The 23,093-nt window shown below is 69.5% G+C and carries 31 protein-coding genes; 3 read left to right on the forward strand and 28 right to left on the reverse strand.

The window, feature by feature from the left end; all coding sequences use genetic code 11:
* Positions 1 to 172: 172 nt before the first annotated feature.
* A complete protein-coding gene (locus EUA98_RS10220) occupies positions 173 to 529 on the reverse strand; it encodes a holo-ACP synthase (RefSeq protein ID WP_130102587.1) in 357 nt (118 codons plus the stop codon).
* A 47-nt stretch (positions 530 to 576) separates the two neighbouring features.
* Positions 577 to 2,436 carry a glutamine--fructose-6-phosphate transaminase (isomerizing) gene (glmS, locus tag EUA98_RS10225; protein WP_130102588.1) on the reverse strand — a complete coding sequence of 620 codons (1,860 nt, stop codon included), beginning with the start codon at positions 2,434 to 2,436 and terminating at the stop codon, positions 577 to 579.
* Positions 2,437 to 2,509: 73 nt separating this feature from the next.
* On the opposite strand from glmS, the gene coaA reads away from it, so the two are divergent.
* Complete coding sequence (coaA, locus tag EUA98_RS10230) at positions 2,510 to 3,466, forward strand: type I pantothenate kinase (RefSeq protein WP_242511387.1); 957 nt, start codon at positions 2,510 to 2,512, stop codon at positions 3,464 to 3,466.
* A gap of 44 nt (positions 3,467 to 3,510) precedes the next feature.
* Here coaA and EUA98_RS10235 read toward each other — a convergent pair whose 3' ends face one another.
* The 6 genes from EUA98_RS10235 to EUA98_RS10260 all read right to left on the reverse strand — a co-directional run bounded on the left by EUA98_RS10235 (position 3,511) and on the right by EUA98_RS10260 (position 9,421).
* Positions 3,511 to 4,254 carry a DedA family protein gene (locus EUA98_RS10235; RefSeq protein WP_130102590.1) on the reverse strand — a complete coding sequence of 248 codons (744 nt, stop codon included), beginning with the start codon at positions 4,252 to 4,254 and terminating at the stop codon, positions 3,511 to 3,513.
* 201 nt (positions 4,255 to 4,455) lie between these two features.
* On the reverse strand, positions 4,456 to 5,076 hold the full coding sequence (locus EUA98_RS10240) for a peptide deformylase (RefSeq protein WP_130102657.1): 621 nt from the start codon (positions 5,074 to 5,076) through the stop codon (positions 4,456 to 4,458).
* Positions 5,077 to 5,084: 8 nt separating this feature from the next.
* A complete protein-coding gene (gene glmM / locus EUA98_RS10245; protein WP_130102591.1) occupies positions 5,085 to 6,434 on the reverse strand; it encodes a phosphoglucosamine mutase in 1,350 nt (449 codons plus the stop codon).
* Positions 6,435 to 6,555: 121 nt separating this feature from the next.
* A complete protein-coding gene (gene rpsI / locus EUA98_RS10250; protein WP_130102592.1) occupies positions 6,556 to 7,044 on the reverse strand; it encodes a 30S ribosomal protein S9 in 489 nt (162 codons plus the stop codon).
* Between the two features lie 45 nt (positions 7,045 to 7,089).
* Positions 7,090 to 7,539 (reverse strand): 50S ribosomal protein L13, encoded by a 450-nt coding sequence (rplM, locus tag EUA98_RS10255; RefSeq protein ID WP_130102593.1) that lies wholly within the window; start codon positions 7,537 to 7,539, stop codon positions 7,090 to 7,092.
* A 199-nt stretch (positions 7,540 to 7,738) separates the two neighbouring features.
* Positions 7,739 to 9,421 (reverse strand): ABC-F family ATP-binding cassette domain-containing protein, encoded by a 1,683-nt coding sequence (locus tag EUA98_RS10260; RefSeq protein WP_130102594.1) that lies wholly within the window; start codon positions 9,419 to 9,421, stop codon positions 7,739 to 7,741.
* 119 nt (positions 9,422 to 9,540) lie between these two features.
* On the opposite strand from EUA98_RS10260, the gene EUA98_RS10265 reads away from it, so the two are divergent.
* A complete protein-coding gene (locus EUA98_RS10265) occupies positions 9,541 to 9,954 on the forward strand; it encodes a DUF5709 domain-containing protein (RefSeq protein WP_130102595.1) in 414 nt (137 codons plus the stop codon).
* A gap of 18 nt (positions 9,955 to 9,972) precedes the next feature.
* Here the strand turns inward: EUA98_RS10265 and truA are convergent, their stop codons facing one another.
* Complete coding sequence (gene truA / locus EUA98_RS10270) at positions 9,973 to 10,839, reverse strand: tRNA pseudouridine(38-40) synthase TruA (protein WP_130102596.1); 867 nt, start codon at positions 10,837 to 10,839, stop codon at positions 9,973 to 9,975.
* Between the two features lie 43 nt (positions 10,840 to 10,882).
* Here truA and EUA98_RS10275 point away from each other — a divergent pair, with 43 nt between their 5' ends.
* The gene (locus EUA98_RS10275) at positions 10,883 to 11,656 is read left to right on the forward strand and encodes an ROK family protein (RefSeq protein WP_434063490.1); all 774 of its coding nucleotides are present in this window, start codon (positions 10,883 to 10,885) and stop codon (positions 11,654 to 11,656) included.
* A 153-nt stretch (positions 11,657 to 11,809) separates the two neighbouring features.
* Here the strand turns inward: EUA98_RS10275 and EUA98_RS10280 are convergent, their stop codons facing one another.
* The 19 genes from EUA98_RS10280 to rplX all read right to left on the reverse strand — a co-directional run bounded on the left by EUA98_RS10280 (position 11,810) and on the right by rplX (position 23,092).
* Positions 11,810 to 12,604 carry an alpha/beta fold hydrolase gene (locus tag EUA98_RS10280; RefSeq protein WP_130102597.1) on the reverse strand — a complete coding sequence of 265 codons (795 nt, stop codon included), beginning with the start codon at positions 12,602 to 12,604 and terminating at the stop codon, positions 11,810 to 11,812.
* Positions 12,605 to 12,731: 127 nt separating this feature from the next.
* The gene (gene rplQ, locus EUA98_RS10285; RefSeq protein ID WP_130102598.1) at positions 12,732 to 13,256 is read right to left on the reverse strand and encodes a 50S ribosomal protein L17; all 525 of its coding nucleotides are present in this window, start codon (positions 13,254 to 13,256) and stop codon (positions 12,732 to 12,734) included.
* A gap of 70 nt (positions 13,257 to 13,326) precedes the next feature.
* The gene (locus tag EUA98_RS10290) at positions 13,327 to 14,340 is read right to left on the reverse strand and encodes a DNA-directed RNA polymerase subunit alpha (RefSeq protein ID WP_130102599.1); all 1,014 of its coding nucleotides are present in this window, start codon (positions 14,338 to 14,340) and stop codon (positions 13,327 to 13,329) included.
* Positions 14,341 to 14,543: 203 nt separating this feature from the next.
* Positions 14,544 to 14,945: a 30S ribosomal protein S11 gene (rpsK, locus tag EUA98_RS10295; RefSeq protein ID WP_130102600.1), complete on the reverse strand. Its 402-nt coding sequence runs from the start codon at positions 14,943 to 14,945 to the stop codon at positions 14,544 to 14,546.
* 88 nt (positions 14,946 to 15,033) lie between these two features.
* Positions 15,034 to 15,414: a 30S ribosomal protein S13 gene (gene rpsM, locus EUA98_RS10300; protein WP_130102601.1), complete on the reverse strand. Its 381-nt coding sequence runs from the start codon at positions 15,412 to 15,414 to the stop codon at positions 15,034 to 15,036.
* 196 nt (positions 15,415 to 15,610) lie between these two features.
* Positions 15,611 to 15,724, reverse strand: coding sequence for a 50S ribosomal protein L36 (gene rpmJ / locus EUA98_RS10305; RefSeq protein WP_009740505.1), 114 nt, complete (start codon positions 15,722 to 15,724; stop codon positions 15,611 to 15,613).
* A gap of 73 nt (positions 15,725 to 15,797) precedes the next feature.
* Positions 15,798 to 16,019, reverse strand: a complete 222-nt coding sequence (gene infA, locus EUA98_RS10310; protein WP_024286981.1) for a translation initiation factor IF-1 — start codon at positions 16,017 to 16,019, stop codon at positions 15,798 to 15,800.
* 192 nt (positions 16,020 to 16,211) lie between these two features.
* Positions 16,212 to 17,057, reverse strand: a complete 846-nt coding sequence (gene map, locus EUA98_RS10315) for a type I methionyl aminopeptidase (protein ID WP_130102602.1) — start codon at positions 17,055 to 17,057, stop codon at positions 16,212 to 16,214.
* A 25-nt stretch (positions 17,058 to 17,082) separates the two neighbouring features.
* On the reverse strand, positions 17,083 to 17,661 hold the full coding sequence (locus tag EUA98_RS10320; protein ID WP_130102603.1) for an adenylate kinase: 579 nt from the start codon (positions 17,659 to 17,661) through the stop codon (positions 17,083 to 17,085).
* On the reverse strand, positions 17,658 to 18,956 hold the full coding sequence (gene secY, locus EUA98_RS10325; protein ID WP_130102604.1) for a preprotein translocase subunit SecY: 1,299 nt from the start codon (positions 18,954 to 18,956) through the stop codon (positions 17,658 to 17,660). Before secY ends, EUA98_RS10320 begins: the two co-directional genes overlap by 4 nt.
* A gap of 166 nt (positions 18,957 to 19,122) precedes the next feature.
* Positions 19,123 to 19,704, reverse strand: a complete 582-nt coding sequence (gene rplO / locus EUA98_RS10330; protein WP_130102605.1) for a 50S ribosomal protein L15 — start codon at positions 19,702 to 19,704, stop codon at positions 19,123 to 19,125.
* A complete protein-coding gene (gene rpmD / locus EUA98_RS10335) occupies positions 19,704 to 19,886 on the reverse strand; it encodes a 50S ribosomal protein L30 (RefSeq protein WP_130102606.1) in 183 nt (60 codons plus the stop codon). Before rpmD ends, rplO begins: the two co-directional genes overlap by 1 nt.
* Positions 19,886 to 20,527, reverse strand: a complete 642-nt coding sequence (rpsE, locus tag EUA98_RS10340) for a 30S ribosomal protein S5 (protein ID WP_130102607.1) — start codon at positions 20,525 to 20,527, stop codon at positions 19,886 to 19,888. The genes rpmD and rpsE overlap by 1 nt, the downstream gene beginning before the upstream one ends.
* Positions 20,528 to 20,567: 40 nt before the next feature.
* Complete coding sequence (rplR, locus tag EUA98_RS10345; protein WP_130102608.1) at positions 20,568 to 20,939, reverse strand: 50S ribosomal protein L18; 372 nt, start codon at positions 20,937 to 20,939, stop codon at positions 20,568 to 20,570.
* A 3-nt stretch (positions 20,940 to 20,942) separates the two neighbouring features.
* Entirely contained in the window at positions 20,943 to 21,482 is a 540-nt protein-coding gene (gene rplF / locus EUA98_RS10350; protein ID WP_130102609.1) for a 50S ribosomal protein L6, read from the reverse strand.
* Between the two features lie 23 nt (positions 21,483 to 21,505).
* Positions 21,506 to 21,898: a 30S ribosomal protein S8 gene (rpsH, locus tag EUA98_RS10355; RefSeq protein WP_130102610.1), complete on the reverse strand. Its 393-nt coding sequence runs from the start codon at positions 21,896 to 21,898 to the stop codon at positions 21,506 to 21,508.
* A gap of 78 nt (positions 21,899 to 21,976) precedes the next feature.
* Entirely contained in the window at positions 21,977 to 22,162 is a 186-nt protein-coding gene (locus EUA98_RS10360) for a type Z 30S ribosomal protein S14 (protein WP_130102611.1), read from the reverse strand.
* 1 nt (position 22,163) lies between these two features.
* Complete coding sequence (gene rplE / locus EUA98_RS10365; RefSeq protein ID WP_130102612.1) at positions 22,164 to 22,751, reverse strand: 50S ribosomal protein L5; 588 nt, start codon at positions 22,749 to 22,751, stop codon at positions 22,164 to 22,166.
* Positions 22,751 to 23,092: a 50S ribosomal protein L24 gene (gene rplX / locus EUA98_RS10370; RefSeq protein ID WP_130102613.1), complete on the reverse strand. Its 342-nt coding sequence runs from the start codon at positions 23,090 to 23,092 to the stop codon at positions 22,751 to 22,753. The genes rplE and rplX overlap by 1 nt, the downstream gene beginning before the upstream one ends.
* Position 23,093 lies beyond the last annotated feature (1 nt).

Genomic DNA, 23,093 nt, shown 5'->3' on the forward strand with positions numbered 1-23,093 from the left:
ACCGTCGTCCACGACAACCACATCGAGATCCACTGGGAACCCGGCCACGGCTGGCAATTCACCGACCAAAACGGCCAACCACTCCGACCAGAATGAATGCGCAGTTCTGTGCGGCGAGTCATGCTGCAATTGCGTCGCAATCGCGAAGCTCAATCAGCGCGCATACCCGAGGTCACGCGCCACGTTCGGCAATGACCATGGCGGACGCTATGCCGGCGTCGTGCGAGATCGACAGGTGAAAGCCGGTCACGCCGAGCTCGGCCGCCTTCGCGGCAACAGAGCCGATCACCTCGACGACGGGTTGCGCACCAGCGGTTCGTCGGATCGTCGCGTCCTGCCAGCTCATCCCCGCGGGCGCGCCGAGCGATTTGGCGATCGCCTCCTTCGCCGCGAACCGGGCGGCGAGCGAGGCGGGCGGCAGGTGCCGCTCGTCGGGGGTGAAGAGCCGGTCACGAAGCGCCGGGACGCGCTCGAGGGTCGCGAGGAACCGCGCGATGTCGACGACATCGATCCCGATCCCGACGATCACGAGGTGGTCTCGGTCACGAGGCGGTGTCGATCACGAGGGCGTGTCGCTCACTCGACCGTGACGGACTTCGCCAGGTTGCGCGGCTGATCGACGTCGAGCCCGCGCGACGTGGCGAGCTCGCACGCGAAGATCTGCAGCGGCACGGTCGCGAGCAGCGGCGAGAGCAGCGTCGGGCACTGCGGCACGTAGAAGACGACGTCCGCGTACGGGAGCACGTCGGTGTCGCCGTCCTCGGCGATCACCAGGGTCCGCGCGCCACGGGCCCGGATCTCCTGGATGTTGGAGATGACCTTCGAGTGCAGCGAGTCGCGCCCACGCGGGGACGGCACGATCACGAAGACCGCCTGGCCCTCTTCGATCAGCGCGATGGGACCGTGCTTGAGCTCACCGGCGGCGAAACCCTCCGCATGGATGTACGCGAGCTCCTTGAGCTTGAGCGCACCCTCCAGCGCGACGGGGAACCCGACGTGCCGTCCGAGGAAGAGGACCGAGCTGGTGTCGACCATCTCCCGCGCGGTCTGCCGGATGGACTCGGCGCGGTCGAGGACCTGCTGGATCTTGTCCGGCATCGCGCGCAGCTGGCCGAGGATCTCGGCGATCTCGTCGGCGAACTTGTTGCCGCGCAGCTGCGCGAGGTACAGGCCGAGCAGGTAGGCGGCCGTGATCTGGGAGAGGAACGCCTTCGTCGAGGCCACCGCGATCTCGGGCCCGGCGTGCGTGTAGAGCACGGCGTCGGACTCGCGCGGGATGGTCGAGCCGTGCGTGTTGCAGATCGCGAGCACCTTCGAGCCCTGCTCACGCGCGTGCCGGACCGCCATCAGGGTGTCCATCGTCTCGCCCGACTGGGAGATCGCGACGACGAGCGTGCGCGAGTTGACGACCGGGTCGCGGTACCGGAACTCGTGCGCGAGCTCGACCTCGACCGGGATGCGGCACCAGTGCTCGATCGCGTACTTGGCGACATGCCCCGCGTACGCCGCGGTGCCACAGGCGATGACCACGATCTTGTCGATCGAGCGCAGCACGGACTCGTCGATGCGCAGGTCGTCGAGCACGAGGCGGCCCGCGATGTCCGTGCGACCCAGCAACGTGTCCGCGACGGCCTGCGGCTGGTCGTGGATCTCCTTGTCCATGAAGGACGCGAAGCCGCCCTTCTCGGCGGCGGCGGCGTCCCAGTCGACAGTGAACCGGCGGGCCTCGGCGGGGACCCCGTCGAAGTCCGTGACCGTGACGGCCTCGGGGGTGATCGTGACGACCTGGTCCTGACCGAGCTCGAGCGCCTCACGCGTGTGCGCGATGAAGGCCGCGACGTCGCTGCCCAGGAAGTTCTCGCCCTCGCCGATGCCGACGACCAGCGGAGAGTCGTGCCGGGCGCCGACGACGACGTGCGGTGCGTCCGCATGCACGGCGAGCAGGGTGAACGTGCCCTTGAGCCGGCGCGCGACGGCGCACATCGCGACGGCGAGGTTGCCGTGCTCGACATAGGCCCGCGCGAGCAGGTGTGCCGCCACCTCGGTGTCGGTCTCCGAGACGAACTCCACTCCGGCGGCGACCAGCTCGGCCTTGAGCGAAGCGAAGTTCTCGACAATCCCGTTGTGGATCAGTGCGATCGGACCCGCGACGTGCGGGTGCGCGTTGACGTCGTTCGGAGCGCCGTGGGTCGCCCACCGCGTGTGCCCGATGGCGACCGTCGCGGCCGGGAGCGGGTGCGCCTCGAGCTCCTCGATGAGGTTCACGAGCTTTCCCGCCTTCTTGGCGGTCACCAGCCCGCCACCCTCACCGGTCACCAGCGCGACGCCGGCGGAGTCGTACCCCCGGTACTCGAGCCGGCGGAGTCCCTCCATCACGACCTCGAGGGGACGATTGCTGGTCTGACGGGGACCGACGTAACCCACGATTCCGCACATGAGCCGGGAGTCTACCGAGACACGGCACCGTGCTCTTGTGCGTTCGGGTGCCGGGATCGGGCACAATCGCCACGTGGCACCAACCGTTGAGATCACGCCGTCCACTCCGTACGTGGAACTGGACCGCCAGGTGTGGACCCGGCTTTCGGGCACCACGCCCCTCCCGCTGACCGACGCCGACGTCGAGCGACTCCGGGGGCTGGGCGACCCGATCGATCTCGCCGAGGTCGATGCGGTGTACCGGCCGCTGTCGCGCCTGCTCAACCTCTACGTCGAGGCGTCGAAGAACCTGCACAAGGCCTCGACGACCTTCCTCGGCGAGGACTCGGGCGGCACCCCGTTCGTCATCGGCATCGCCGGGTCTGTCGCAGTCGGCAAGTCGACGACCGCCCGCCTGCTGCGCGAGCTGCTTGCCCGCTGGCCGGAGACCCCCCACGTCGAGCTGGTGACCACGGACGGCTTCCTGCTCCCCAACGCCGAGCTGGCCCGGCGCGGCCTCATGGAGCGCAAGGGGTTTCCCGAGTCCTACGACCGCCGCGCCCTGATCCGGTTCCTGTCCAAGGTCAAGGCGGGCCAGGACGAGGTCCGCGTCCCGGTGTACGACCACGTCACCTACGACATCGTCCCCGATGCCGAGATCGTGGTGCGCCGACCTGACGTGCTGATCGTCGAGGGGCTCAACGTCCTCCAGCCCGCTCATCCGACCCCGGTCGGGACCTCTGACCTCGCGGTGAGCGACTTCTTCGACTTCTCGATCTACGTCGACGCACGCTCGTCGGTCGTCCGGCAGTGGTACATCGACCGCTTCTTGTCGCTGCGCGCGACCGCCTTCACCCGGCCGGAGTCGTACTTCCACAAGTTCGCGCCGCTGTCCGACGCCGAGGCAACAGCCCGGTCCGCGGCCATCTGGGACTCGATCAACGCACCGAACCTCGTGCAGAACATCCTGCCCACCCGTAGCCGCGCGACCCTCGTGCTCACCAAGGGCGCAGACCACTCGATCCAGCGGATGCGCCTGCGCAAGCTCTGACCAGGTGCTGCGCTCGCCAGGTGCTGCGAGTTACGCCCTGCGCGCTACGTGCTGCGCTCGCGCCGTGCCCCGGTCGCCGCGCGCGGCTGGACATGGGCGTGGGGCCGCGGGTCGGGTGCCCGCTGGGGCCCGCCGTCAGCGGCCAGCGGCTCGGCTGCCGTCGCACTTTCGGCGACGGCCTCCGCCCGGCTCAATCGGCGTTCTTTGCGGTTCTGCAGGCGGCCGAGCACCCAGTCGAGAACCAGCCCGATGAGCAGCCCGCCGACCACGCCGACGGCGATGGCGACGAGCGGGTGCCCCTTGAACCACGCCCCCGCACCCAGCCCGATAGCCGAGGAGTAGATCGCCCAGGTGATCGCGGCGAGCGCGGTGAGCCCGACGAACCGACGGTGCGGGTAGCCCACCGCCCCGGCGGTCATGTTCACCGCTACCCGGCCGACGGGGATGTACCTCGCGGCGAGGATGAACGACGGGCCGCGCCGGGCAAGGGCACGTTCGGCCCAGTCGAGAGTCTTCTGCCCGCGCACCCCCCGCAGGAACCGGACCCGGCGCACGTTGATCCGGGTACCGATCCCGTAGGCGATCTGGTCCCCGGTGAAAGCCCCGGCCGCAGCGACCAGGATGATCAGCGCGATGTTCGGCTTCCCGCTCGAGGAGGACAGTGCGGCGAGCGCGATGACGACCGACTCGCTCGGGATCGGCGGGAAGAAGCCGTCGATCGTGGCGAACAGGTACAGGCCGAGGTACACGAGTGGCGACGCCGCCAGTGCGAGGATCCAGTCCTGCACGTGTCATCAGCTCCTGAGTCGATGGCGCGGGATTGCGGGGCCCGCCGAAGACCCGGCTGACACCACCCTAGGCACCCTGGGTCGGAAGCGACATCGGGGAGCTCCCGGTGTTTCCCCGCCACGCACCATCGTGCCGTCAGAGCACGACGTCGTCGTCCGCCTGTGGGCTGATCCGCCACCGGGCGACGTGGCCCCGGGGGGCTAGGCGAGGTCGAAGCCGAGCACGCGGGCCGCCGTCGTCGGCGACGGCTCCGAGCCCAGGATCGCGCCGATGCCCTCGTCTGCGATGAGGGACCGCAGCTCCGCGCGATCGATGTAGAGCATCCCGCGCAGGTGATCGGTCTCGTGCTGCACGATCCGGGCCGGCCAGCCGGTCACGATCTCGTCGAGCGCCTGTCCGGTCTCGTCTGCGCCGGTCAGACGCACGCTGCGGTGTCGCGCGACGACGGCCTGCCAGCCGGAGATGCTCAGGCAGCCCTCGTAGAACGACACCCGCTCCGTGCCTACCGGCTCGTAGCTGGGGTTGACCAGCACCCGGAACGGCAGCTCCGAACGCTCCCGCACGTCGACGACGTCCACGTCGTGCGCCCCCGGGTCCTCGATCACCGCCAGTGCGAGCGGGAGCCCGATCTGCGGTGCCGCCAGCCCGACTCCGGGTGCCGCATACATGGTTCGACGCATCAGCTCGATCAGGTCCCGAAACGTACCGTCCGAGAGCTGGCCGTTGTACTCCTCGGCGCGCGCCCGGAGCACCGGGTGACCGGCCTGCACGATGAACGCCGGATCCGGCCCATCGAGCAAGAGCTGGACCCGCTCCTGCATGCTCAGCGTCACAACGCGAGGCGTACGCGCACCACGTCCGCCAGCTCCCCCGCGATGCGCTCGGCGTGCTCGACGCTCGCGGCCTCGACCATCACCCGCACGAGCGGCTCGGTGCCGGACGAGCGCAGCAGCACCCGACCCGTCTCCCCGAGCGCCGTCGTGGCGGCCGCGACCGCCGCGAGCAGGCCCTCGTCCGACGCGGACCGCGTCCGGTCCACCCCGCGCACGTTGATGAGCACCTGCGGCAGCCGGTGCACGATGCTGGCGAGCTCGGACAGCTTCTGCCCGGTCGCCGCGACGCGCGATGCCAGGTGCAGCGCGGTGAGCGTGCCGTCACCGGTCGTGGAGTGCGCGCCCATGATGACGTGGCCCGACTGCTCGCCGCCGAGCGAGTACCCGCCCAGGCGCATCTCCTCGAGCACGTACCGGTCGCCGACGCCGGTCTCGATCATGGTGATACCGGCGGCGTTCATGGCCAGCCGCAGCCCGAGGTTGCTCATCACCGTCGCGACCAGCGTGTCCTGGGCGAGCTCGCCGGCGTCGCGCATCGAGACCGCGAGGATCCCCATGATCTGGTCGCCGTCCACGAGCACGCCGGTGTGGTCGACCGCGAGGCAACGGTCCGCGTCCCCGTCGAACGCGACCCCCAGGTCGGCGCCGGAGGCCACGACCGCGGCCTGCAGCTGCTCGGGGTGGGTGGAGCCGCACAGGTTGTTGATGTTCCGGCCGTCCGGCGACGCGTTGATGACGACGACGTCGGCCCCCGCGGCCCGCAGCGCAGCCGGGCCCACCTCGCTGGCGGCACCGTTCGCGCAGTCGACGGCGATGCGCAGACCGTCGAGCCGCGTGGAGATGGTGCTCACGAGGTGCTCGACGTACTCCTCGCCGGCGTGCCCCGAGTCCATCGTGATGCGCCCGACGGCGGCTCCGGTCGGCCGGTCCCACGGCTCGCGCAGGCGCGCCTCGATCGCATCCTCGACGACGTCGTCGAGCTTGAGCCCACCACGGGTGAAGAACTTGATGCCGTTGTCGGGCATCGGGTTGTGCGACGCCGACAGGACCACGCCGAGGTCGGCGCCGAGCTCGCCGGTGAGGAACGCGACGGCCGGGGTGGGCAGCACGCCGACGTTGACGACATCGACCCCGGCGCTGGCCAGGCCTGCCGCGGTGGCCGCGGAGAGGAACTCGCCCGACGCGCGCGGGTCCCGACCGATCACGGCGCGCGGCCGGTGGTCACCGAACGCGCCGGTGGAGCCGAGCACGTGGGCCGCGGCGACCGCGAGGTCGAGAGCAAGTTCTGCGGTGAGGTCCCGGTTGGCCAGGCCTCGCACCCCGTCGGTACCGAACAGGCGTCCCATCAGATGTCTCCTTCATCGTCGTGCCACGACTCTGCCACGCACGCCTGGGTGCGACGTGCTCACTGCATGCCGATGGCCCCGATGGAAGTTCCATCGGGGCCATCGGCCAGCGCGAGATTGATCAGCGCTTGGAGTACTGCGGGGCCTTGCGGGCCTTCTTGAGCCCGGCCTTCTTGCGCTCGACGACGCGAGAGTCACGCGAGAGGAAGCCGGCCTTCTTCAGCGCGGCCCGGTTGTGCTCCTCGTCGATCAGGTTGAGCGCCCGGGAGATGGCGAGGCGCAGTGCGCCGGCCTGACCCGAGACGCCGCCACCGGTGATCTTCGCGACCATGTCGAAACGGCCCTCGACATCGACCAGCTTCAGCGGCGAGTTGACGAGCTGCTGGTGCACCTTGTTGGGGAAGTAGTCCTCGAGGGTGCGACCGTTGACCTTCCACGTGCCGGTGCCGGGCACCAGGCGGACGCGAGCGATCGCTTCCTTGCGACGGCCGAGGGCCGCGCCGGGGGCGGTCAGGCTCTGGCCGCGGCCCGCAGGGGCCGTCGTCTCAGAGGTGTAGCTGCTGGGCGTGTCGTCGCCCGCGACGTCGATATCGACGGTGGTCTCGGCCACTGGTGGTGTCCTCGCGTCCTGTGTTGTGACTACTCGCGGCAGGCGTCAGGCCTGCTGCGAAACCTGGGTGATCGTGTACGGCGTCGGCTGCTGCGCCGTGTGAGGGTGCGCAGAGCCCGTGTAGACCTTGAGCTTGGTGATCTGCGCGCGAGCGATCGAGTTCTTGGGGAGCATGCCGCGAACGGCCTTCTCCACCGCCCGGTCGGACTTCGTCGCCAGCAGGTCGCCGTACGAGGTCGCGGTGAGCCCGCCCGGGTAACCGGAGTGGCGGTACGCGATCTTGGTCTCACGCTTGTTGCCGGTCAGGGCAACCTTGTCGGAGTTGATGACGATGACGAAGTCACCGTTATCGATGTGGGGCGCGAATGTCGCCTTGTGCTTGCCGCGCAGCAGCGTGGCCACGTGTGTGGCCAGACGGCCCAGGACGACATCGGTCGCATCGATGACGTACCAGGTCCGCTCGACGTCGCCGGGCTTCGGGGTGTACGTGCGCACGGTCGTAGCCTTCGTTTCGAGTAGCTGAATGTGTTCACTCCCGACGCACCCGCTTGCAGCGACTGGTCGAGGAATGCTCGCCCGCGCATCACCCTCCACGAGACCGGAGAGTGGGATCACCGGACCGCTGGGGACGCACAACGACACATCAGAGTAGCCGTAGCCTTCGGAGCGGTCAAAACGTGGCCCGAATGCGCTCTCAGCGGGCCCGCTGCACCCGGCCTGAGTCCCACACCGCTTCGGGGGTCTCGACCACCTCGCCGTCGGCCCCGAACACGAGGAACCGGTCGAAGCTGCGCGCGAACCAGCGGTCGTGCGTGACCGCGACGACCGTCCCCTCGAAGGCCGCCAGACCCACCTCGAGCGCCTCGGCCGAGTGCAGGTCGAGGTTGTCGGTCGGCTCGTCGAGCAGCAGCAGGGTCGCTCCGGACAGCTCGAGGAGCAAGATCTGGAACCGCGCCTGCTGGCCGCCCGAGAGCGTCTCGTAGACCTGCTCGGCGGCAGCGACGAGCTCGTAGCGGTCCAGGGCCTTGCTCGCCGGCTCGCGGCCCATCCCCGACCGGTGCGCGTCCCCCCGGTGCAGGATCTCGAGCAGGGTCCGACCGACGAGCTCGGGGTGCGCGTGGTTCTGCGCGAACCAGCCGGGACGCACGCGCGAGCCGAGCATCGCCCGGCCCGCATGCTTGACTGGGATGATCTCGGCGTCGTCGACCGGTGCGTGCTCGAGATCGGGGTCCGACCCGCCCGCGGCCAGCAGCCGCAGGAAGTGGGACTTGCCGGAGCCGTTCGAGCCGAGCACCGCAACCCGCTCGCCGAACCAGACCTCCAGATCGAACGGCTTCATCAGGCCCGACAGCTCCAGCCCCGTCGCCACGACGGCGCGCTTGGCGGTCCGCCCGCCCACGAGCCGGACCTTGACGTTCTGGTCGCGGGCCATCACCTGCGGCGGGCCCGCCTCCTCGAACTTGCGCAGCCGCGTCTGGGCGGCCGAGTACCGCGACGCCAGGCCGTCGTTGAACGCTGCCTTGTTCTTGAGCGTGAAGACCAGCAGCTTGAGCTTCGCGTGCTCCTCGTCCCAGCGCCGCAGCAGCTCGTCGAGCCGCGAGCGCCGGTCCTCGCGCGCCGCCGCGTACGTCGCGAAGCCACCCCCGTGCACCCAGATCGTCGAGCCGGCCGGCGTCGGTTCGACGCTCGCGACCTGGGTCGCGGTCCGGGCGAGCAGCTCGCGGTCGTGACTCACGTAGAGCACCGTCTTGGGCGACGCCGCGAGCTGCGCCTCGAGCCAGCGCTTGGTCGGCACGTCGAGGTAGTTGTCCGGCTCGTCGAGCAGCAGCACCTCCTCGGGCCCACGCAGCAGGGCCTCGAGCACGAGCCGTTTCTGCTCTCCCCCGGACAGCGTCCGGACCTCACGCCACTGCGCGGTGTCGAACGGCATCGACAGCACCGCGTCGGTCACCTTGTCCCAGCCGGTCTCGGCCTCGTAGCCGCCGACGTCGGCCCAGTCGACCAGCGCGCTCGCGTACCGCATCTGGGCCGGCTCGTCATCGACCGTCATGATCCCCAGCTCGGCGGCCGCGAGCTCGACGGCGGCGTCGCGCACGGCGGCCGGCGCGAGCGAGGACAACAGCTCGCGGATCGAGCGCTCGTCGGAGATCCGTCCCACGAACTGGCGCATCACCGCGAGGCCACCGCTGCGCGAGACGGCCCCGGAGTGCGGCGCGAGGTCGCCGGCCACGATCCGCAGGAGCGTCGTCTTGCCCGCCCCGTTGGGACCGACCAGCGCCACCTTGGCACCGTCGCCCACGCGCAGGTCGACCTCGTCGAGCAGGGGCCGCCCGTCGGGAAGGAAGTAGCTGACGGCGCTGATGTCGAGGTGTCCCACGGGCTCATTCTTGCCCGTCGTGGCCCCGCGGGACGAACTGATTCCCGTCGGCACCCCCGCCGGCACCGAAAGTTGGCCCACCCCCTGGCGCACCCGGCGTCGCGGTGACACGGTGGAGCATGAGCGAAAAAGACACGTCAGCCACCAGCGCGGACCCGGAGACCGGGGCCGAGGGCGACACCGATCAGCTGCCGCTCGAGGACACCCTGATCGACCGTGGCGTGGACGACCTCCTGGACGAGGGCTACTCCCCGCCGGAGCGCCCGCGGACCAACCGCTTCGGCGAGACGGCCTGGGAGGAGGCGCACGGCGAGACCCTCGACCAACGGCTGAACGAGGAGGAGCCGGAGATCTGGGTGGCCCCCGAGCGGGGCGCCCGGCAGCCCGACCGGGCCGGTCGTCTCGTCGAGGACGACGACGCGCTCGACGGGCACCGCGTGAACGACTCGTTCGCGCACGACGTCGGCGTGGCCGGCGGCGCGGCGAGCGCCGAGGAGGCCGCGATGCACATCATCAGGGACCGCCGTCGCTGAGCTCGCGCGCCCGATCCGTCAGCCGGTCAGCTCGACCCCGGACCAGCCGCGGCCGCGACGGTTCCGGGTCTGGCCTGCGCGCAGCGCGAGCTCGGCGTCGTCCGGGTAGGAGACCTCCTCGAGCGTGAGCCCGCACGCGTGCGCCACCCCGGCACCGGGATCCCGCACCCCGGCGGCGAGCAGGACGGCGGGGAAGTCGGTCGGCCGGCGGTGCTCGCCGACCGCGAGCGAGGCACCCACCAGCGCCCGCACCATGTGGTGGCAGAACGCATCGGCCTGCACGACGGCGACCACCAGGCCGGCGTCGGCCCCCTCGGTGGGCCGGGTCCAGTCGAAGATCTCGAGCGTGCGGATCGTCGTCGCGCCCGGGCGGGGCTTGCTGAAGGCGGCGAAGTCCTGCAGCCCGACCAGGGGGCGGGCGGCGACGTGCATCGCGTCGACATCCAGCGCGCGCGGGTGCCAGAGCACCTCGGCGCGGCGCATCGGGTCCCGCCGGGCCGGGTCGTCGGCGATCCGGTAGGCGTACCGGCGGCGGAGCGCCGAGAACCGAGCGTCGAACCCCGGTGCGGCAGGCGCCGCCCGGCGCACCACGATGTCGTGCGGCAAGAGACCGCCCAGCCGGGCGACCAGCGTGTCCCCGGAGGTCCGGGACGATCGGCCCGCCAGAGCCGCCCAGGCGCCCTCCTCGACGTCCACGTGGGCCACCTGCCCCTGGGCGTGCACCCCCGAGTCGGTCCGGCCCGCGACGGTCACGCGCACCGGGGCGCGGAGCACGACGCCGAGCGCCCCCTCGAGCAGGCCCTGCACCGTTCGCAGGCCGGGTTGGATCGCCCATCCGGCGAAGGCCGTGCCGTCGTAAGCGAGGTCGAGGCGGATCCGGAGCACCGGCCCAACCTAGCCGGACCGGCCGGTGGGTAGCGTTGGCCGCGTGAACGAGATCCCGAGCAGCCAGCTGCACACCCTCGCGGTCGACTGCGGCGGCGGCGGCATCAAGGCCTCCGTCCTCGACGCCGCAGGGACCCTCCGCGCTCCCGCGGTGCGCGTGCCGACCCCGTACCCCCTTCCTCCCGAGCGCCTCGTGGAGACGCTCGTGGAGATCGCGGCCTCGCTGCCGCTCGCGCACCGCGTCACCGTCGGGATGCCCGGCATGATCCGGCACGGCGTCGTGGTCGCGACCCCGCACTACGTCACGCGGTCCGGCCCGCACAGCCGGGTGCTGCCCGAGCTCGTCGACGCATGGGCGGACTTCGACATGGAGGCGGCCGTCGGGGCCGCGTTCGGGCTCCCCGCACTCGTCCTCAACGACGCCGAGGTGCACGGGGCCGGGGTGGTGGCCGGCAGCGGTCTGGAGCTGGTCCTCACCCTCGGCACCGGTCTGGGATCCGCCCTGTTCGACGGCGGCGTGCTGGCACCGCACCTCGAGTGGTCGCACGCGCCGGTCCGCTGGGGAACGAGCTACGACGACTACGTCGGCCAGATCGAGCGGGCCCGGCTCGGGGACGGCCGGTGGTCGCGCCGCGTCCGCCGCGTGGTCGACGGACTACGGCCGGTCTTCGTGTGGGACCGCCTGTACCTCGGCGGCGGCAACTCGCGCCAGATCACGCCCCAGGTCCTCGCCCGGCTCGGGGACGACGTCGTCGTCGTGCCGAACTCCGCAGGCATCGTCGGCGGCGTCCGTGCCTGGAGCCTCCGCGGCCGCTGATCCCCGTCCCGCAGACCCGACCACCCCCCGAACCCCGACCACACCCGAATCCCCACCACTCCCCGAATCCCCACCACTCCCGAACCCCACCAGACCCCGAACCCGACCACTCCCCATCCCGGGCCAATCCGCCGAGTGCGGGCGTTCGGTTGCTCAGACCATCTGCGAAGGAGCAGCTTCCCCGCACTCGAGGCTCGCAGCTCGCGGCCTGGGGTCGGGGCTGGCCGGCGGTGGGGGCTCGTCCTGTTCGGCTCGGTCGAGGGCTTCGAAGAGGATCCGGTTGAACGCGACCGGGGCGTCGAGGCTGACGAGGTGCTTGGCGCCGGGCACGACGACGAGGTGGCCGTCCTGGCACGCGGCGAGGTAGCGCCGCTCCTGCCCGCGGAAGTGGTCGTACCGGCCGTTGACGAGCCAGACCGGCACCTGGATGCACGCCAGGTCCGCCACCGGGTCCAGCCCGCGCACCGCCCGGAGCGAGTCGACGACGACGTCGAACGCGAAGCCGCCAGCGGCGACATCGACCGCCGCCGCGGGGTTGAGAGTGTGGTCGACGAGCACCTGGTTGAGGCCCGCGCCGGCGTCGGGCAGCCGGGCGATCCCGCGCGCGGCGAGCACCCACCCGTCCACGATCGGCCGGGCCGGCGGGGTCGAGCACGCGGCGGCGACGAGGCCGGCGACCTGGGCGGGATACCGGGCCGCGTGGGTGATCGCGACGTAGCCCCCCAAGGACAGGCCGACCACCAGCGCGCGTCCACCGAGCCCGTCCACCGCGTCCGAGAGGGCCTCGACCGCGCCGTCGAGCGTGAACCGCTCCCCCGCCCGCCGACCGTGACCGGGCAGGTCGATCGCCTCGACCCGGCGCCCCGCAGCCGTGAGTGCATCGACCTGGGCGCGCCACATGGTGCGCGAGGTACGCATCCCGTGCGCCAGCACCACCGGCAGCCCCATGATCCGACCCTACGCAGCCCCCCGACCCTCCGCACGCCCCACTGGACGGAAGGCCGGCGGACGCACGACAGGGCCCGGTTCGCGAGAGTGAGTCTCGCGAACCGGGCCCTGTTCAGGCGTGCGGTCGTCAGGCCTTGTCGGCCTCGACAGCGTCGGCGACAACCTCGTCGGCCACGGGGGCCTCGTCGGCGGGCGTCTCGACAACAGCCTCGTCGGCCTTCTTGGCAGCCTTCTTCGGAGCGGCCTTCTTGGTGGCCTTCTCGGCCTCCCGAACGGTCGCCTGCTTCGGGCTCAGCGGCTCGAGCACGAGCTCGATCACGGCCATCGGCGCGTTGTCGCCCTTGCGGGGACCAATCTTCGTGATCCGGGTGTAGCCACCCTGACGCTCGGCGACAGCCGGCGCGATCTCGGTGAACAGGACGTGCACGACGTCCTTGCTCTTGACGACGGTGAGCACGCGGCGACGGGCCGGCAGGTCACCGCGCTTCGCGAACGTGATCAGTCGCTCGGCGAGCGGGCGAAGACGCTTGGCCTTGGCCTCGGTCGTCGTGATCCGCTTGTGCTCGAACAGGCTCGTGGCCAGGTTGGCCAGGATCAGCCGCTCGTGCGCCGGGCCGCCACCGAGCCGGGGACCCTTAGTGGGCGTAGGCATGGTCTAACTCCTCAGTTCCAGTGATGAACGAGCGAGGCGGGCACGTGTGTGCCCCCCGCCCGACGCAGCGTCAGTACTGCTCGTCCTCGGTGAACTCGCCCTCTTCGCCGTCGTAGTACCCGGCGGCCTTGGTCGGATCGAAGTCGAGCGGGCTGTCCTTGAGGGACAGGGAGAGCTCAGCAAGCTTTTCCTTGACCTCGGTGATCGACTTCGCACCGAAGTTCCGGATGTCGAGCAGGTCGGCCTCGCTCCGAGCCACGAGCTCACCCACGGTGTGGATGCCCTCGCGCTTGAGGCAGTTGTACGACCGGATCGTCAGCTGCAGGTCCTCGATCGGCAGCGCGAGGTCGGCGGCGAGAGCGGCATCCGTCGGGGACGGCCCGATCTCGATGCCCTCGGCCTCGACGTTGAGCTCGCGGGCGAGCCCGAACAGCTCGACGAGCGTCTTACCGGCCGAGGCCAGTGCGTCGCGGGGCGAGATCGAGTTCTTCGTCTCGACGTCGACGATCAGCTTGTCGAAGTCGGTGCGCTGCTCGACACGCGTGGCCTCGACCTTGTAGGTCACCTTGAGGACCGGCGAGTAGATCGAGTCGACCGGGACGCGGCCGATCTCGGCGTCGTACGACTTGTTCTGCGAGGCCGAGACGTATCCACGGCCACGCTCGACCGTGAGCTCGATCTCGAGCTTGCCCTTGTCGTTCAACGTCGCGATGTGCAGGTCCGGGTTGTGGACCTCGACACCAGCCGGCGGGACGATGACCGAGGCCGTGACGGCCCCGGCACCCTGCTTGCGCAGGTACATCACGACGGGCTCGTCGTTCTCCGAGGAGACGACGAGGTTCTTGATGTTGAGGATGATCTCCGTGATGTCTTCCTTGACGCCCGGCACGGTGGTGAACTCGTGCAGCACGCCGTCGATCCGGATGGACGTCACAGCAGCACCCGGGATGGACGACAGCAGGGTGCGACGAAGGGAGTTCCCGAGCGTGTAGCCGAAGCCAGGCTCGAGGGGCTCGATGGAGAACCGCGACCGGTACTCCGAGATGACCTCTTCGGTCAGGGTGGGGCGCTGTGCTATGAGCACTTCTGGGTTCCTCTCAGTGAGCGTCCGCCATATGACGCTCTGCGGTGGTGCGAGCCTGCCGGGTCTCGGTCTACCGAGGCAGGCAATCTGCGCTGTTGCCGCCCGGCCGTGCGGATGACCGGGCAACTGGTGGAGAAAGCCGTCCGACCGGGCGAGCCGCGCGGTGAACCGAAGTCACTTCGCGGACCGCGCGCTCGAACGGGTCAGACGCGGCGGCGCTTGGAAGGACGGCAGCCGTTGTGCGCCTGGGGGGTGACGTCCTGGATCGAGCCGACCTCGAGGCCGGTCGCCTGGAGCGAACGGATCGCGGTCTCGCGGCCCGAACCCGGGCCCTTGACGAAGACGTCAACCTTCTTCATGCCGTGCTCCTGCGCGCGGCGAGCAGCGGCCTCGGCCGCGAGCTGGGCTGCGAACGGGGTCGACTTGCGCGAACCCTTGAATCCGACCTGGCCGGACGAGGCCCAGGCGATGACGGCACCCGAGGGGTCCGTGATCGTGACGATGGTGTTGTTGAAGGTGCTCTTGATGTGCGCCTGGCCGTGGGAGACGTTCTTCTTCTCCTTGCGGCGCGGCTTGCGCACGGCGGTACGAGTCTTGGGAGGCATGTGCTTGTTTTCTCCTGGTCTGGGTCGGCTGGCTGCAGTGCCGCTCGCGGTCGGTGCCTAGGGGCGACGACCGGGCGGGCTACCGCTGCTACTTGCGACCGGCCTTCTTCTTGCCGGCGACGGTGCGCTTCGGGCCCTTGCGGGTGCGCGCGTTGGTCTTGGTGCGCTGACCGCGCACCGGGAGGCCACGGCGGTGCCGCAGACCCTCGTAGCAACCGATCTCCACCTTGCGGCGGATGTCGGCAGCGACCTCGCGCCGAAGGTCACCCTCGAGCTTGAAGGAGGCTTCGAGGTAGTCGCGCAGCGCGACCAGCTCGGTGTCGCCCAGGTCCTTCACGCGGATGTCCGGGCTGATGCCCGTGGCGGCCAGCGTCTGCTGGGAGCGGGTACGGCCGACGCCGTAGATGTAGGTGAGCGCGATCTCGAGCCGCTTATCGCGGGGGAGGTCGACTCCGACAAGACGTGCCATGTGACTGGTGACTCCTGTACTGCGTCGGAGGCCGTCCGCATCACCCTCCCGCGTGTTCCGCGGGCCTCGGCCTCCGACCGAGGGTTCGCCGCCCGGGCCCGTGGGGCCGAGGAGGAGTGGTGGTGCGCTGGTGGTACCTCGCCGGATGGCGTGGTGCCGGACGATCTGCTCGGGTGCGTCCCCGAGCGTCAGGGCATCAGCCCTGGCGCTGCTTGTGACGCAGGTTCTCGCAGATCACCATGACGCGACCGTGCCGGCGAATCACCTTGCACTTGTCGCAGATCTTCTTGACGCTGGGCTTGACCTTCATGCGTTGTTCCTCCGCCGCCGCGGTTCGCGACCGTACCGTGAGGTACGAGCGCGACGGCGTGATCGAGTGATGGTTACTTGTAGCGGTAGACGATCCGGCCGCGGGACAGGTCGTACGGGCTCAGCTCAACGACCACGCGGTCCTCAGGGAGGATCCGGATGTAGTGCTGACGCATCTTGCCCGAGATGTGGGCGAGCACTCGGTGGCCGTTGGCCAGCTCCACGCGAAACATCGCGTTCGGCAGGGCCTCGACAACGCTGCCCTCAATCTCGATGACACCGTCCTTCTTTGCCATATCCTCCGCTAACTCTCGGTTGCAATATCTATCCGCCGCCCCCGCCCGTGGTCACGTTCGATCACGAGAGGTGTGGTGCGGATTGGTGGGGCGCCGACACGGTGCACGCACCCAACGGGCTACCCTACGGCATCGGACGGGAGAGCGGAAACCGCTACGCCCTGCGCCGGTGGGAGATCTGGGCCGGGATCGCTAGTCCCCGAGGGGCGCGACGCGCACGCCCAGCGCGGCGAGGCGTTCAGCGCCGCCGTCGCGCGCGGTCAGGACCCAGATCCCGTCCTCGAGCAGCGCGACCGAGTGCTCCCAGTGCGCGGCCCGCGAGCCGTCGCCCGACACCACGGTCCAGTCGTCCTCGAGGGTCTCGGTCATCCGCGAACCGCGCACCAGCATCGGCTCGACCGCCAGGCACATGCCCGGCCGGAGCCGGGGACCGCGGTCGCGGGTGCGGTAGTTGAGCACGTCGGGCGGCTGGTGCATCGCGCTGCCGATCCCGTGACCGACGAACTCCTCGATCACGCCGTAGCGCACCGAGCCGTTGGCTCCGCCGGCCTGGGCGGCGTCGACGACGTCCTCCACGGCCTCCCCCACCCCGCCGAGCCGGTTCCCGGTCGCGAGCGCCGCGATCCCCGCCCACATGGCGTCTTCGGTGGTCGCCATGAGCTCGAGATCGAGCTGATCGGCATCCGCGAGCACCAGGGTCAGCGCCGAGTCGCCGTGCCAGCCCTCGACGATCGCCCCGCAGTCGATGGAGACGACGTCGCCGGGCTCGAGGGTGCGCGCGCCGGGGATGCCGTGCACGATCTCGTCGTTCACCGACACGCAGATGGTCGCAGGGAAGCCGTCGTAGCCGAGGAACGACGGCGTGGCGCCGGCGCCGCGGATGACGTCCGCCGCCACGGCATCCAGGTCCGCCGTCGTCAGCCCCGGTCGGGCCTCGGCCCGGACCGCCGCCAGCGCGTCCGCGACCACGATGCCCGCACGCCGCATGAGCAGCACCTGCTCGTGGGTCTTGAACTCGATCTTCTCGCGGCCGAACATACCGGGTGGTGCTCCTGTCGAGTGGTCAGCCCACGTGGGCCGCGAGGGCCGCGAGCAGGCGCTCGGTGACCTCGTCGACCTCACCGATCGCATCGGCGACGACCAGCAGGCCGCGCTCGGCGTATCGGGTGGTGAGCGGAGCGGTCTGCTCCGCGTAGATCTCGAGCCGACGACGGATGGCGTCCTCGGTGTCGTCCGCCCGGTTCTCGATCTCGGCGCGCTTGTGCAGCCGCTGGAGGAGCTCCTCGCGGGGCGCGTCGAGCTCGAGGACCGCGTCCAGCGCCGACCCGGCGCCGGCCAGCACGCCGTCGAGCACGTCCGCCTGGTCCGCGGTCCGCGGGTAGCCGTCGAGGATGAACCCGGCAGCCGCGTCGGGTTCGGCGAGCCGGTCCGCGACCATCGCGTTGGTGATCTCGTCGGGGACGAGGTTGCCCGCGTCGGTGAACACCTTCGCCCGCACCCCGAGCTCGGTACCGCCCTTGATGTTGGCCCGGAAGATGTCGCCCGTGGAGATCGTGGGCACCCCCAGGCGCACCGCGAGCCGAGCCGCCTGCGTGCCCTTGCCGGAGCCCTGCGGCCCCATGATGATGAGCCGCGCGGTCATCGCAGGAACCCCTCGTAGTGGCGCTGCTGGAGCTGGGACTCGATCTGCTTGACGGTCTCGAGGCCGACGCCGACGACGATGAGGATCGAGGCCCCACCGAACGGGATGTTCTGGCTGATGTCGAGCAGGATGAACGCGATCGTCGGGATGAGAGCGACCAGCGCGAGGTACACGGAGCCGGGCGCGGTGATCCGCGAGATCACGAAGGAGAGGTACTCGGCGGTCGGTCGTCCGGCCCGGATGCCCGGGATGAACCCGCCGTACTTCTTCATGTTGTCCGCGACCTCGTCCGGGTTGAACGTGATCGCCGTGTAGAAGTAGCAGAAGAAGATGATCAGCACGACGTACAGCACCAGGTGCAGCGGCGCCGACGGGTCCACGAGGTTGACCTGCAGCCAGATGACCCAGTCGGAGGTCTGGTCGCCGAACTGCGCGAGCAGCTGAGGGACCGAGAGCAGCGACGACGCGAAGATGATCGGGATGACGCCGGCCATGTTGATCTTGATCGGGATGTAGGTGCTCGAGCCCCCGTACATCTTGCGACCGACCATGCGCTTGGCGTACTGCACCGGGATCCGGCGCTGGGACTGCTCGACGAAGACGACCAGGCCGATGACGAGCACGACGATCACGAGCACGACGGTGAACTTCGTCGGGCCGTTGTCGCCGCCGGCGATGGACCACAGCGCCGTCGGGAAGCTGGCGGCGATCGACGTGAAGATGAGCAGCGACATGCCGTTGCCGACACCGCGCTCGGAGATGAGCTCGCCCAGCCACATGATCAGGCCGGTGCCCGCCGTCATGGTGAGCACCATCAGCAGGATCGTCTGGACGTTGTCGTTCGGGATGACGTCGACCGAGCAGCCCGAGAAGAGCTGCCCCGTGCGAGCGATCGTGATGACGGTCGTCGACTGCAGGATCGCCAGCGCGATCGTCAGGTACCGCGTGTACTGCGTGAGCTTCGCGGTGCCGGACTGACCCTCCTTGTGCAGGGCCTCGAAGCGCGGAATGACCACGCGCAGCAGCTGGACGATGATGCTGGCCGTGATGTACGGCATGATCCCCAGCGCGAACACGCTCAGCTGGAGCAGGGCCCCACCACTGAAGAGGTTCACGAGTCCGAGGAGGTCGTTGTTCCCGGCCGTCTCGTCGATGCAGATCTGGACGTTGGGGTAGGAGACCCCGGGCGTGGGCAGGAACGACCCGACGCGGAAGATCGACATGATCGCGATGGTGAAGAGCAGCTTGCGCCGCAAGTCGGGCGTCCTGAACGCCCGGACGAATGCGCTGAGCACCTATCCTCCTGCTCCGCCAAGGGCGGTGTGTGGTGACGCCGGGCGATCCCGGCCATCAAGCGAAGCGCCCTGCGGGGGCGCACCCCGCGAAACCTTAGCCGATTGACGTGCGGAAACGAAGAACGGGGCCGATAGGACGGTTGTCCTACCGGCCCCGTTCGTCCGATCAGTCCTGTACGACGGTACCGCCGGCAGCCGCGATCTTTTCCTTGGCCGACGCCGAGTAGGCGTCCACCGCGATCGAGACCTTGACGGTGAGCTCGCCGGTGCCGAGCACCTTGACGAGCTGGCCCTTGCGGACCGCGCCCTTGGCAACGAGGTCGTCGACCGTCACCGAACCGCCCGACGGGTACAGCTCGGACAGCTTGTCCAGGTTCACGACCTGGTACTCGGTGCGGAACGGGTTCTTGAACCCGCGGAGCTTCGGAAGCCGCATGTGCAGCGGCATCTGTCCACCCTCGAACCGCTCGGGGATCGTGCGCTTGGCCTTCTGGCCCTTGGTGCCTCGACCGGCCGTCTTACCCTTGGACGCCTCGCCACGACCCACGCGGGTCTTGGCGGTCTTGGCGCCCGGGGCGGGACGAAGGTGGTGCACCTTGACGATGCCACCCGCGCCCAGCTCCGGCTCAGCAGCCTTCACTGCCGGAGCCTTCTTGACGGCGGTCTTGGCCGGAGCCTTCTTGGCCGCAGCCTTCTTCGCAGGAGCCTTCGCCTCTACGGCATCGGCCTGCGTCTTGTCGTCAGCCATCAGTCGACCTCCTCGAACTTGACGAGGTGCGTCACGGTCGAGACCATGCCGCGAATCTCCGGACGGTCCTCCTTGACGACAGTGTCGCCAATTCGCTTCAAGCCGAGAGTGCGCAGCGTCTCGCGCTGGTTTCGCTTGCCGCCGATGGCGGACTTCGTCTGAGTCACCTTGATCCGGCCCATCACGCATGCACCCCCGCTGCGCGAGCGCGCAGAAGAGAAGCCGGCGCGACGTGCTCGAGCGGGAGACCGCGGCGTGCAGCCACCGACTCCGGCTGCTCGAGCCCGCGCAACGCCGCCACCGTCGCGTGCACGACGTTGAGGGAGTTGGTCGAACCGAGCGACTTGCTCAGCACGTCGTGGATGCCCGCGCACTCCAGGACCGCGCGCACCGGACCACCGGCGATGACGCCGGTACCCGGGGACGCCGGACGGAGGAACACGACGCCAGCCGCGGCCTCACCCTGGATCGGGTGCGGAATGGTGCCCTGGATGCGAGGAACCTTGAAGAAGTTCTTCTTGGCTTCCTCGACCCCCTTGGCGATTGCCGCGGGGACCTCCTTGGCCTTGCCGTAGCCGACGCCGACCGTGCCGTCGCCGTCGCCGACGACGACGAGCGCGGTGAAGCTGAAGCGACGACCGCCCTTGACGACCTTGGAGACGCGGTTGATCTTGACGACGCGCTCGACGAACTGGCTCTTCTCGGCCGAGTCGCGCCGACCGCCGCCGTCACGGCGACCGCCGTCACGACCGCCGCCGCCGCCGCCCGCTGGGGCGCCGGTGCCGGCGCCCGCGCCGGTGTTGCTGCGCTGAGGTGCAGCCATCAGATGATCCTCTGCTTCCGTACGGAGGTGCGTTCAGTCGTCACAGGGTCAGACCGCCTTCGCGTGCCCCGTCGGCGACTGCTGCCACCCGGCCGTGGTACTTGTTGCCGCCGCGGTCGAAGACCACCGCGTCGATTCCGGCCGCCTTAGCACGCGCAGCGACGAGCTCGCCGACCTTGCGCGCCTTGGCCGTCTTGTCTGCCGAGAGGGCCCGAAGGTCCGCCTCGAGCGTCGACGCCGAGACGACGGTGCGACCGACGGTGTCGTCGACGACCTGCACGGTCATGTGCCGGGCGGACCGGGTGACCACGAGACGCGGACGAACCGCAGTGCCGGAGACCTTCTTGCGAAGACGCAGGTGACGGCGCGCACGCGCGACGATCCTGCCCTTGCCCTTGATCTTGAGAGCCATGGCTTACTTACCAGCCTTTCCGACCTTGCGGCGGACAATTTCGCCGGCGTACCGCACGCCCTTGCCCTTGTAGGGCTCGGGCTTGCGGATCTTGCGAATGTTGGCCGCAACCTCACCGACCTGCTGCTTGTCGATGCCGCTGACCGAGAGCTTGGTCGGGCTCTCCACCGTGAACGAGATGCCGGCGGGCGGAACGATGTTCACCGGGTGGCTGAAACCGAGTGCGAACTCGAGCGTCTCCCCCTTGGCGACCACGCGGTAACCGGTACCGACGATCTCAAGCTTCTTCACGTAGCCCTCGGTCACACCGGTGACGAGGTTCGCCAACAGCGTGCGGGTCAGACCGTGCAACGAACGCGATGCGCGCTCGTCGTTCGGCCGGGTGACCACGAGGGATCCGTTGTCATCGCGGGCGACCGCGATGGGGTTCGGGACCGTGTGCGTCAGGGAACCCTTGGGGCCCTTGACCGTCACTGTCGGTCCAACAATGGTGACGTCCACGCCGGTGGGTACCGGGACGGGGACTCTGCCGATTCGAGACATGGCTAGCTCCTTTCGTCTCGGACTTACCAGACGTAGGCGAGGACTTCCCCACCCACGCCCTTCTTGGCGGCCTGCTGGCCAGTGAGGAGACCGGAGGACGTGGACAGGATCGCCACGCCCAGGCCGCCGAGCACCTTGGGCAGATTTGTCGACTTGGCGTACACGCGCAGGCCCGGCTTGGACACGCGGCGCACTCCCGCGAGCGAACGCTCGCGGTTCGGGCCGAACTTCAGTTCGATCGTGAGGTACTTGCCGACAGGCGCGTCCTCAACCTTCCAGCCGGCGATGTATCCCTCGGCCTCGAGGATTTCTGCAACGTGCGACTTCAGCTTCGAAAACGGCATCTGCACCGTGTCGTGGTAAGCCGAGTTCGCGTTCCGCAGACGCGTGAGCATGTCTGCGATCGGGTCAGTCATCATTGGGCTTCCGCCCTTCCTCGCCGGGGTATCCCCACCAGGAGTGAACCTGTGATGTGAGGACCAGCGGCGTAGTAGTTACCAGCTGCTCTTGGTGACGCCGGGAAGCTCGCCTGCATGCGCCATCTCGCGCACGCAGATGCGGCAGAGCCCGAACTTGCGGTAGACGGAGTGCGGACGTCCGCACTTGTTGCACCGGGTGTAGCCGCGCACCTTGAACTTCGGGGTCCCGGCGGCCTTCTGGACGAGGGCGGTCTTCGCCATGTCAGATCTCCTTGAAGGGGAAGCCGAGACGCTTCAGCAACGAGCGGCCCTCAGCGTCGGTGACTGCGGTCGTGACGATGGTGATGTCCATGCCCCGCACGCGGTCGACTTTGTCCTGGTCGATCTCGTGGAACATGACCTGCTCCGTGAGACCGAAGGTGTAGTTGCCGTTGCCGTCGAACTGCTTCGGCGAGAGGCCGCGGAAGTCGCGGATACGCGGCAGAGCGGTCGAGAGCAACCGGTCCAGGAACTCCCACATGCGGTCGCCGCGCAGCGTGACGTGCGCGCCGATCGGCATGCCCTCACGCAGCTTGAACTGGGCGATCGACTTGCGGGCCTTCGTGACCTGGGGCTTCTGGCCGGTGATCGCGGAAAGATCCTTGATCGCGCCGTCCATCAGCTTGGAGTCCTTGGCGGCGTCACCGACACCCATGTTCACGACAACCTTGGTCAGTCGTGCGACCTGGTTGACGTTCTCGTGGGCGAACTCCTCACGGAGCCCGGCAACGATCTCGTCCGCGTAGCGCGTCTTCAGGCGCGGCATGACGGGCGCGACCTCGGGGGTCGTCGCAGTGCTGTCAACGCTCATCAGATGTCCTTACCGGAGCGCTTGGCCACACGGATTCGCACCGTCTTCTTACGGCCGTCGCGCTCGATCTCTTCGATCCGGTACCCGACGCGGGTGCCCTTCTTGGTCTCCGCGTCGACAACCATCACGTTGCTGATGTGGATCGGGGCCTCGATGGTCTCGATGCCACCGGTACGGGTGCCGCGCTGCGACTGCCCGACCTTGACGTGCTTCGTGACGCGCTGGACGCCCTCGACGACGACGCGCTGCGTCTCCGTGAGGACCTCCAGAACTCGACCCTGCTTGCCGCGGTCGCGGCCAGAAATGACGACGACGAGGTCGCCCTTCTTGATCTTCGCCATG

Source organism: Pengzhenrongella frigida (assembly GCF_004168625.1).
In the GTDB taxonomy this organism is placed as follows: domain Bacteria; phylum Actinomycetota; class Actinomycetes; order Actinomycetales; family Cellulomonadaceae; genus Pengzhenrongella; species Pengzhenrongella frigida.

Coding starts and splice junctions, on each gene's coding strand:
- glmS (WP_130102588.1), bottom strand. CDS start 2,436: ATGTGCGGAATCGTGGGTTACGTCGGTCCCCGTCAGACCAGCAATCGT.
- EUA98_RS10240 (WP_130102657.1), bottom strand. CDS start 5,076: ATGCAGGAGCGGGTCCAGCTCTTGCTCGATGGGCCGGATCCGGCGTTC.
- glmM (WP_130102591.1), bottom strand. CDS start 6,434: ATGGGACGCCTGTTCGGTACCGACGGGGTGCGAGGCCTGGCCAACCGG.
- EUA98_RS10265 (WP_130102595.1), top strand. CDS start 9,541: ATGAGCGAAAAAGACACGTCAGCCACCAGCGCGGACCCGGAGACCGGG.
- EUA98_RS10280 (WP_130102597.1), bottom strand. CDS start 12,604: ATGGGGCTGCCGGTGGTGCTGGCGCACGGGATGCGTACCTCGCGCACC.
- rplQ (WP_130102598.1), bottom strand. CDS start 13,256: ATGCCTACGCCCACTAAGGGTCCCCGGCTCGGTGGCGGCCCGGCGCAC.
- rpsK (WP_130102600.1), bottom strand. CDS start 14,945: ATGCCTCCCAAGACTCGTACCGCCGTGCGCAAGCCGCGCCGCAAGGAG.
- rpsM (WP_130102601.1), bottom strand. CDS start 15,414: ATGGCACGTCTTGTCGGAGTCGACCTCCCCCGCGATAAGCGGCTCGAG.
- rpmJ (WP_009740505.1), bottom strand. CDS start 15,724: ATGAAGGTCAAGCCCAGCGTCAAGAAGATCTGCGACAAGTGCAAGGTG.
- infA (WP_024286981.1), bottom strand. CDS start 16,019: ATGGCAAAGAAGGACGGTGTCATCGAGATTGAGGGCAGCGTTGTCGAG.
- map (WP_130102602.1), bottom strand. CDS start 17,057: ATGTTCGGCCGCGAGAAGATCGAGTTCAAGACCCACGAGCAGGTGCTG.
- EUA98_RS10320 (WP_130102603.1), bottom strand. CDS start 17,661: ATGACCGCGCGGCTCATCATCATGGGGCCGCAGGGCTCCGGCAAGGGC.
- rplO (WP_130102605.1), bottom strand. CDS start 19,704: ATGGCTGACGACAAGACGCAGGCCGATGCCGTAGAGGCGAAGGCTCCT.
- rpmD (WP_130102606.1), bottom strand. CDS start 19,886: ATGGGCCGGATCAAGGTGACTCAGACGAAGTCCGCCATCGGCGGCAAG.
- rpsE (WP_130102607.1), bottom strand. CDS start 20,527: ATGGCTGCACCTCAGCGCAGCAACACCGGCGCGGGCGCCGGCACCGGC.
- rplR (WP_130102608.1), bottom strand. CDS start 20,939: ATGGCTCTCAAGATCAAGGGCAAGGGCAGGATCGTCGCGCGTGCGCGC.
- rplF (WP_130102609.1), bottom strand. CDS start 21,482: ATGTCTCGAATCGGCAGAGTCCCCGTCCCGGTACCCACCGGCGTGGAC.
- rpsH (WP_130102610.1), bottom strand. CDS start 21,898: ATGACTGACCCGATCGCAGACATGCTCACGCGTCTGCGGAACGCGAAC.
- EUA98_RS10360 (WP_130102611.1), bottom strand. CDS start 22,162: ATGGCGAAGACCGCCCTCGTCCAGAAGGCCGCCGGGACCCCGAAGTTC.
- rplE (WP_130102612.1), bottom strand. CDS start 22,751: ATGAGCGTTGACAGCACTGCGACGACCCCCGAGGTCGCGCCCGTCATG.
- rplX (WP_130102613.1), bottom strand. CDS start 23,092: ATGGCGAAGATCAAGAAGGGCGACCTCGTCGTCGTCATTTCTGGCCGC.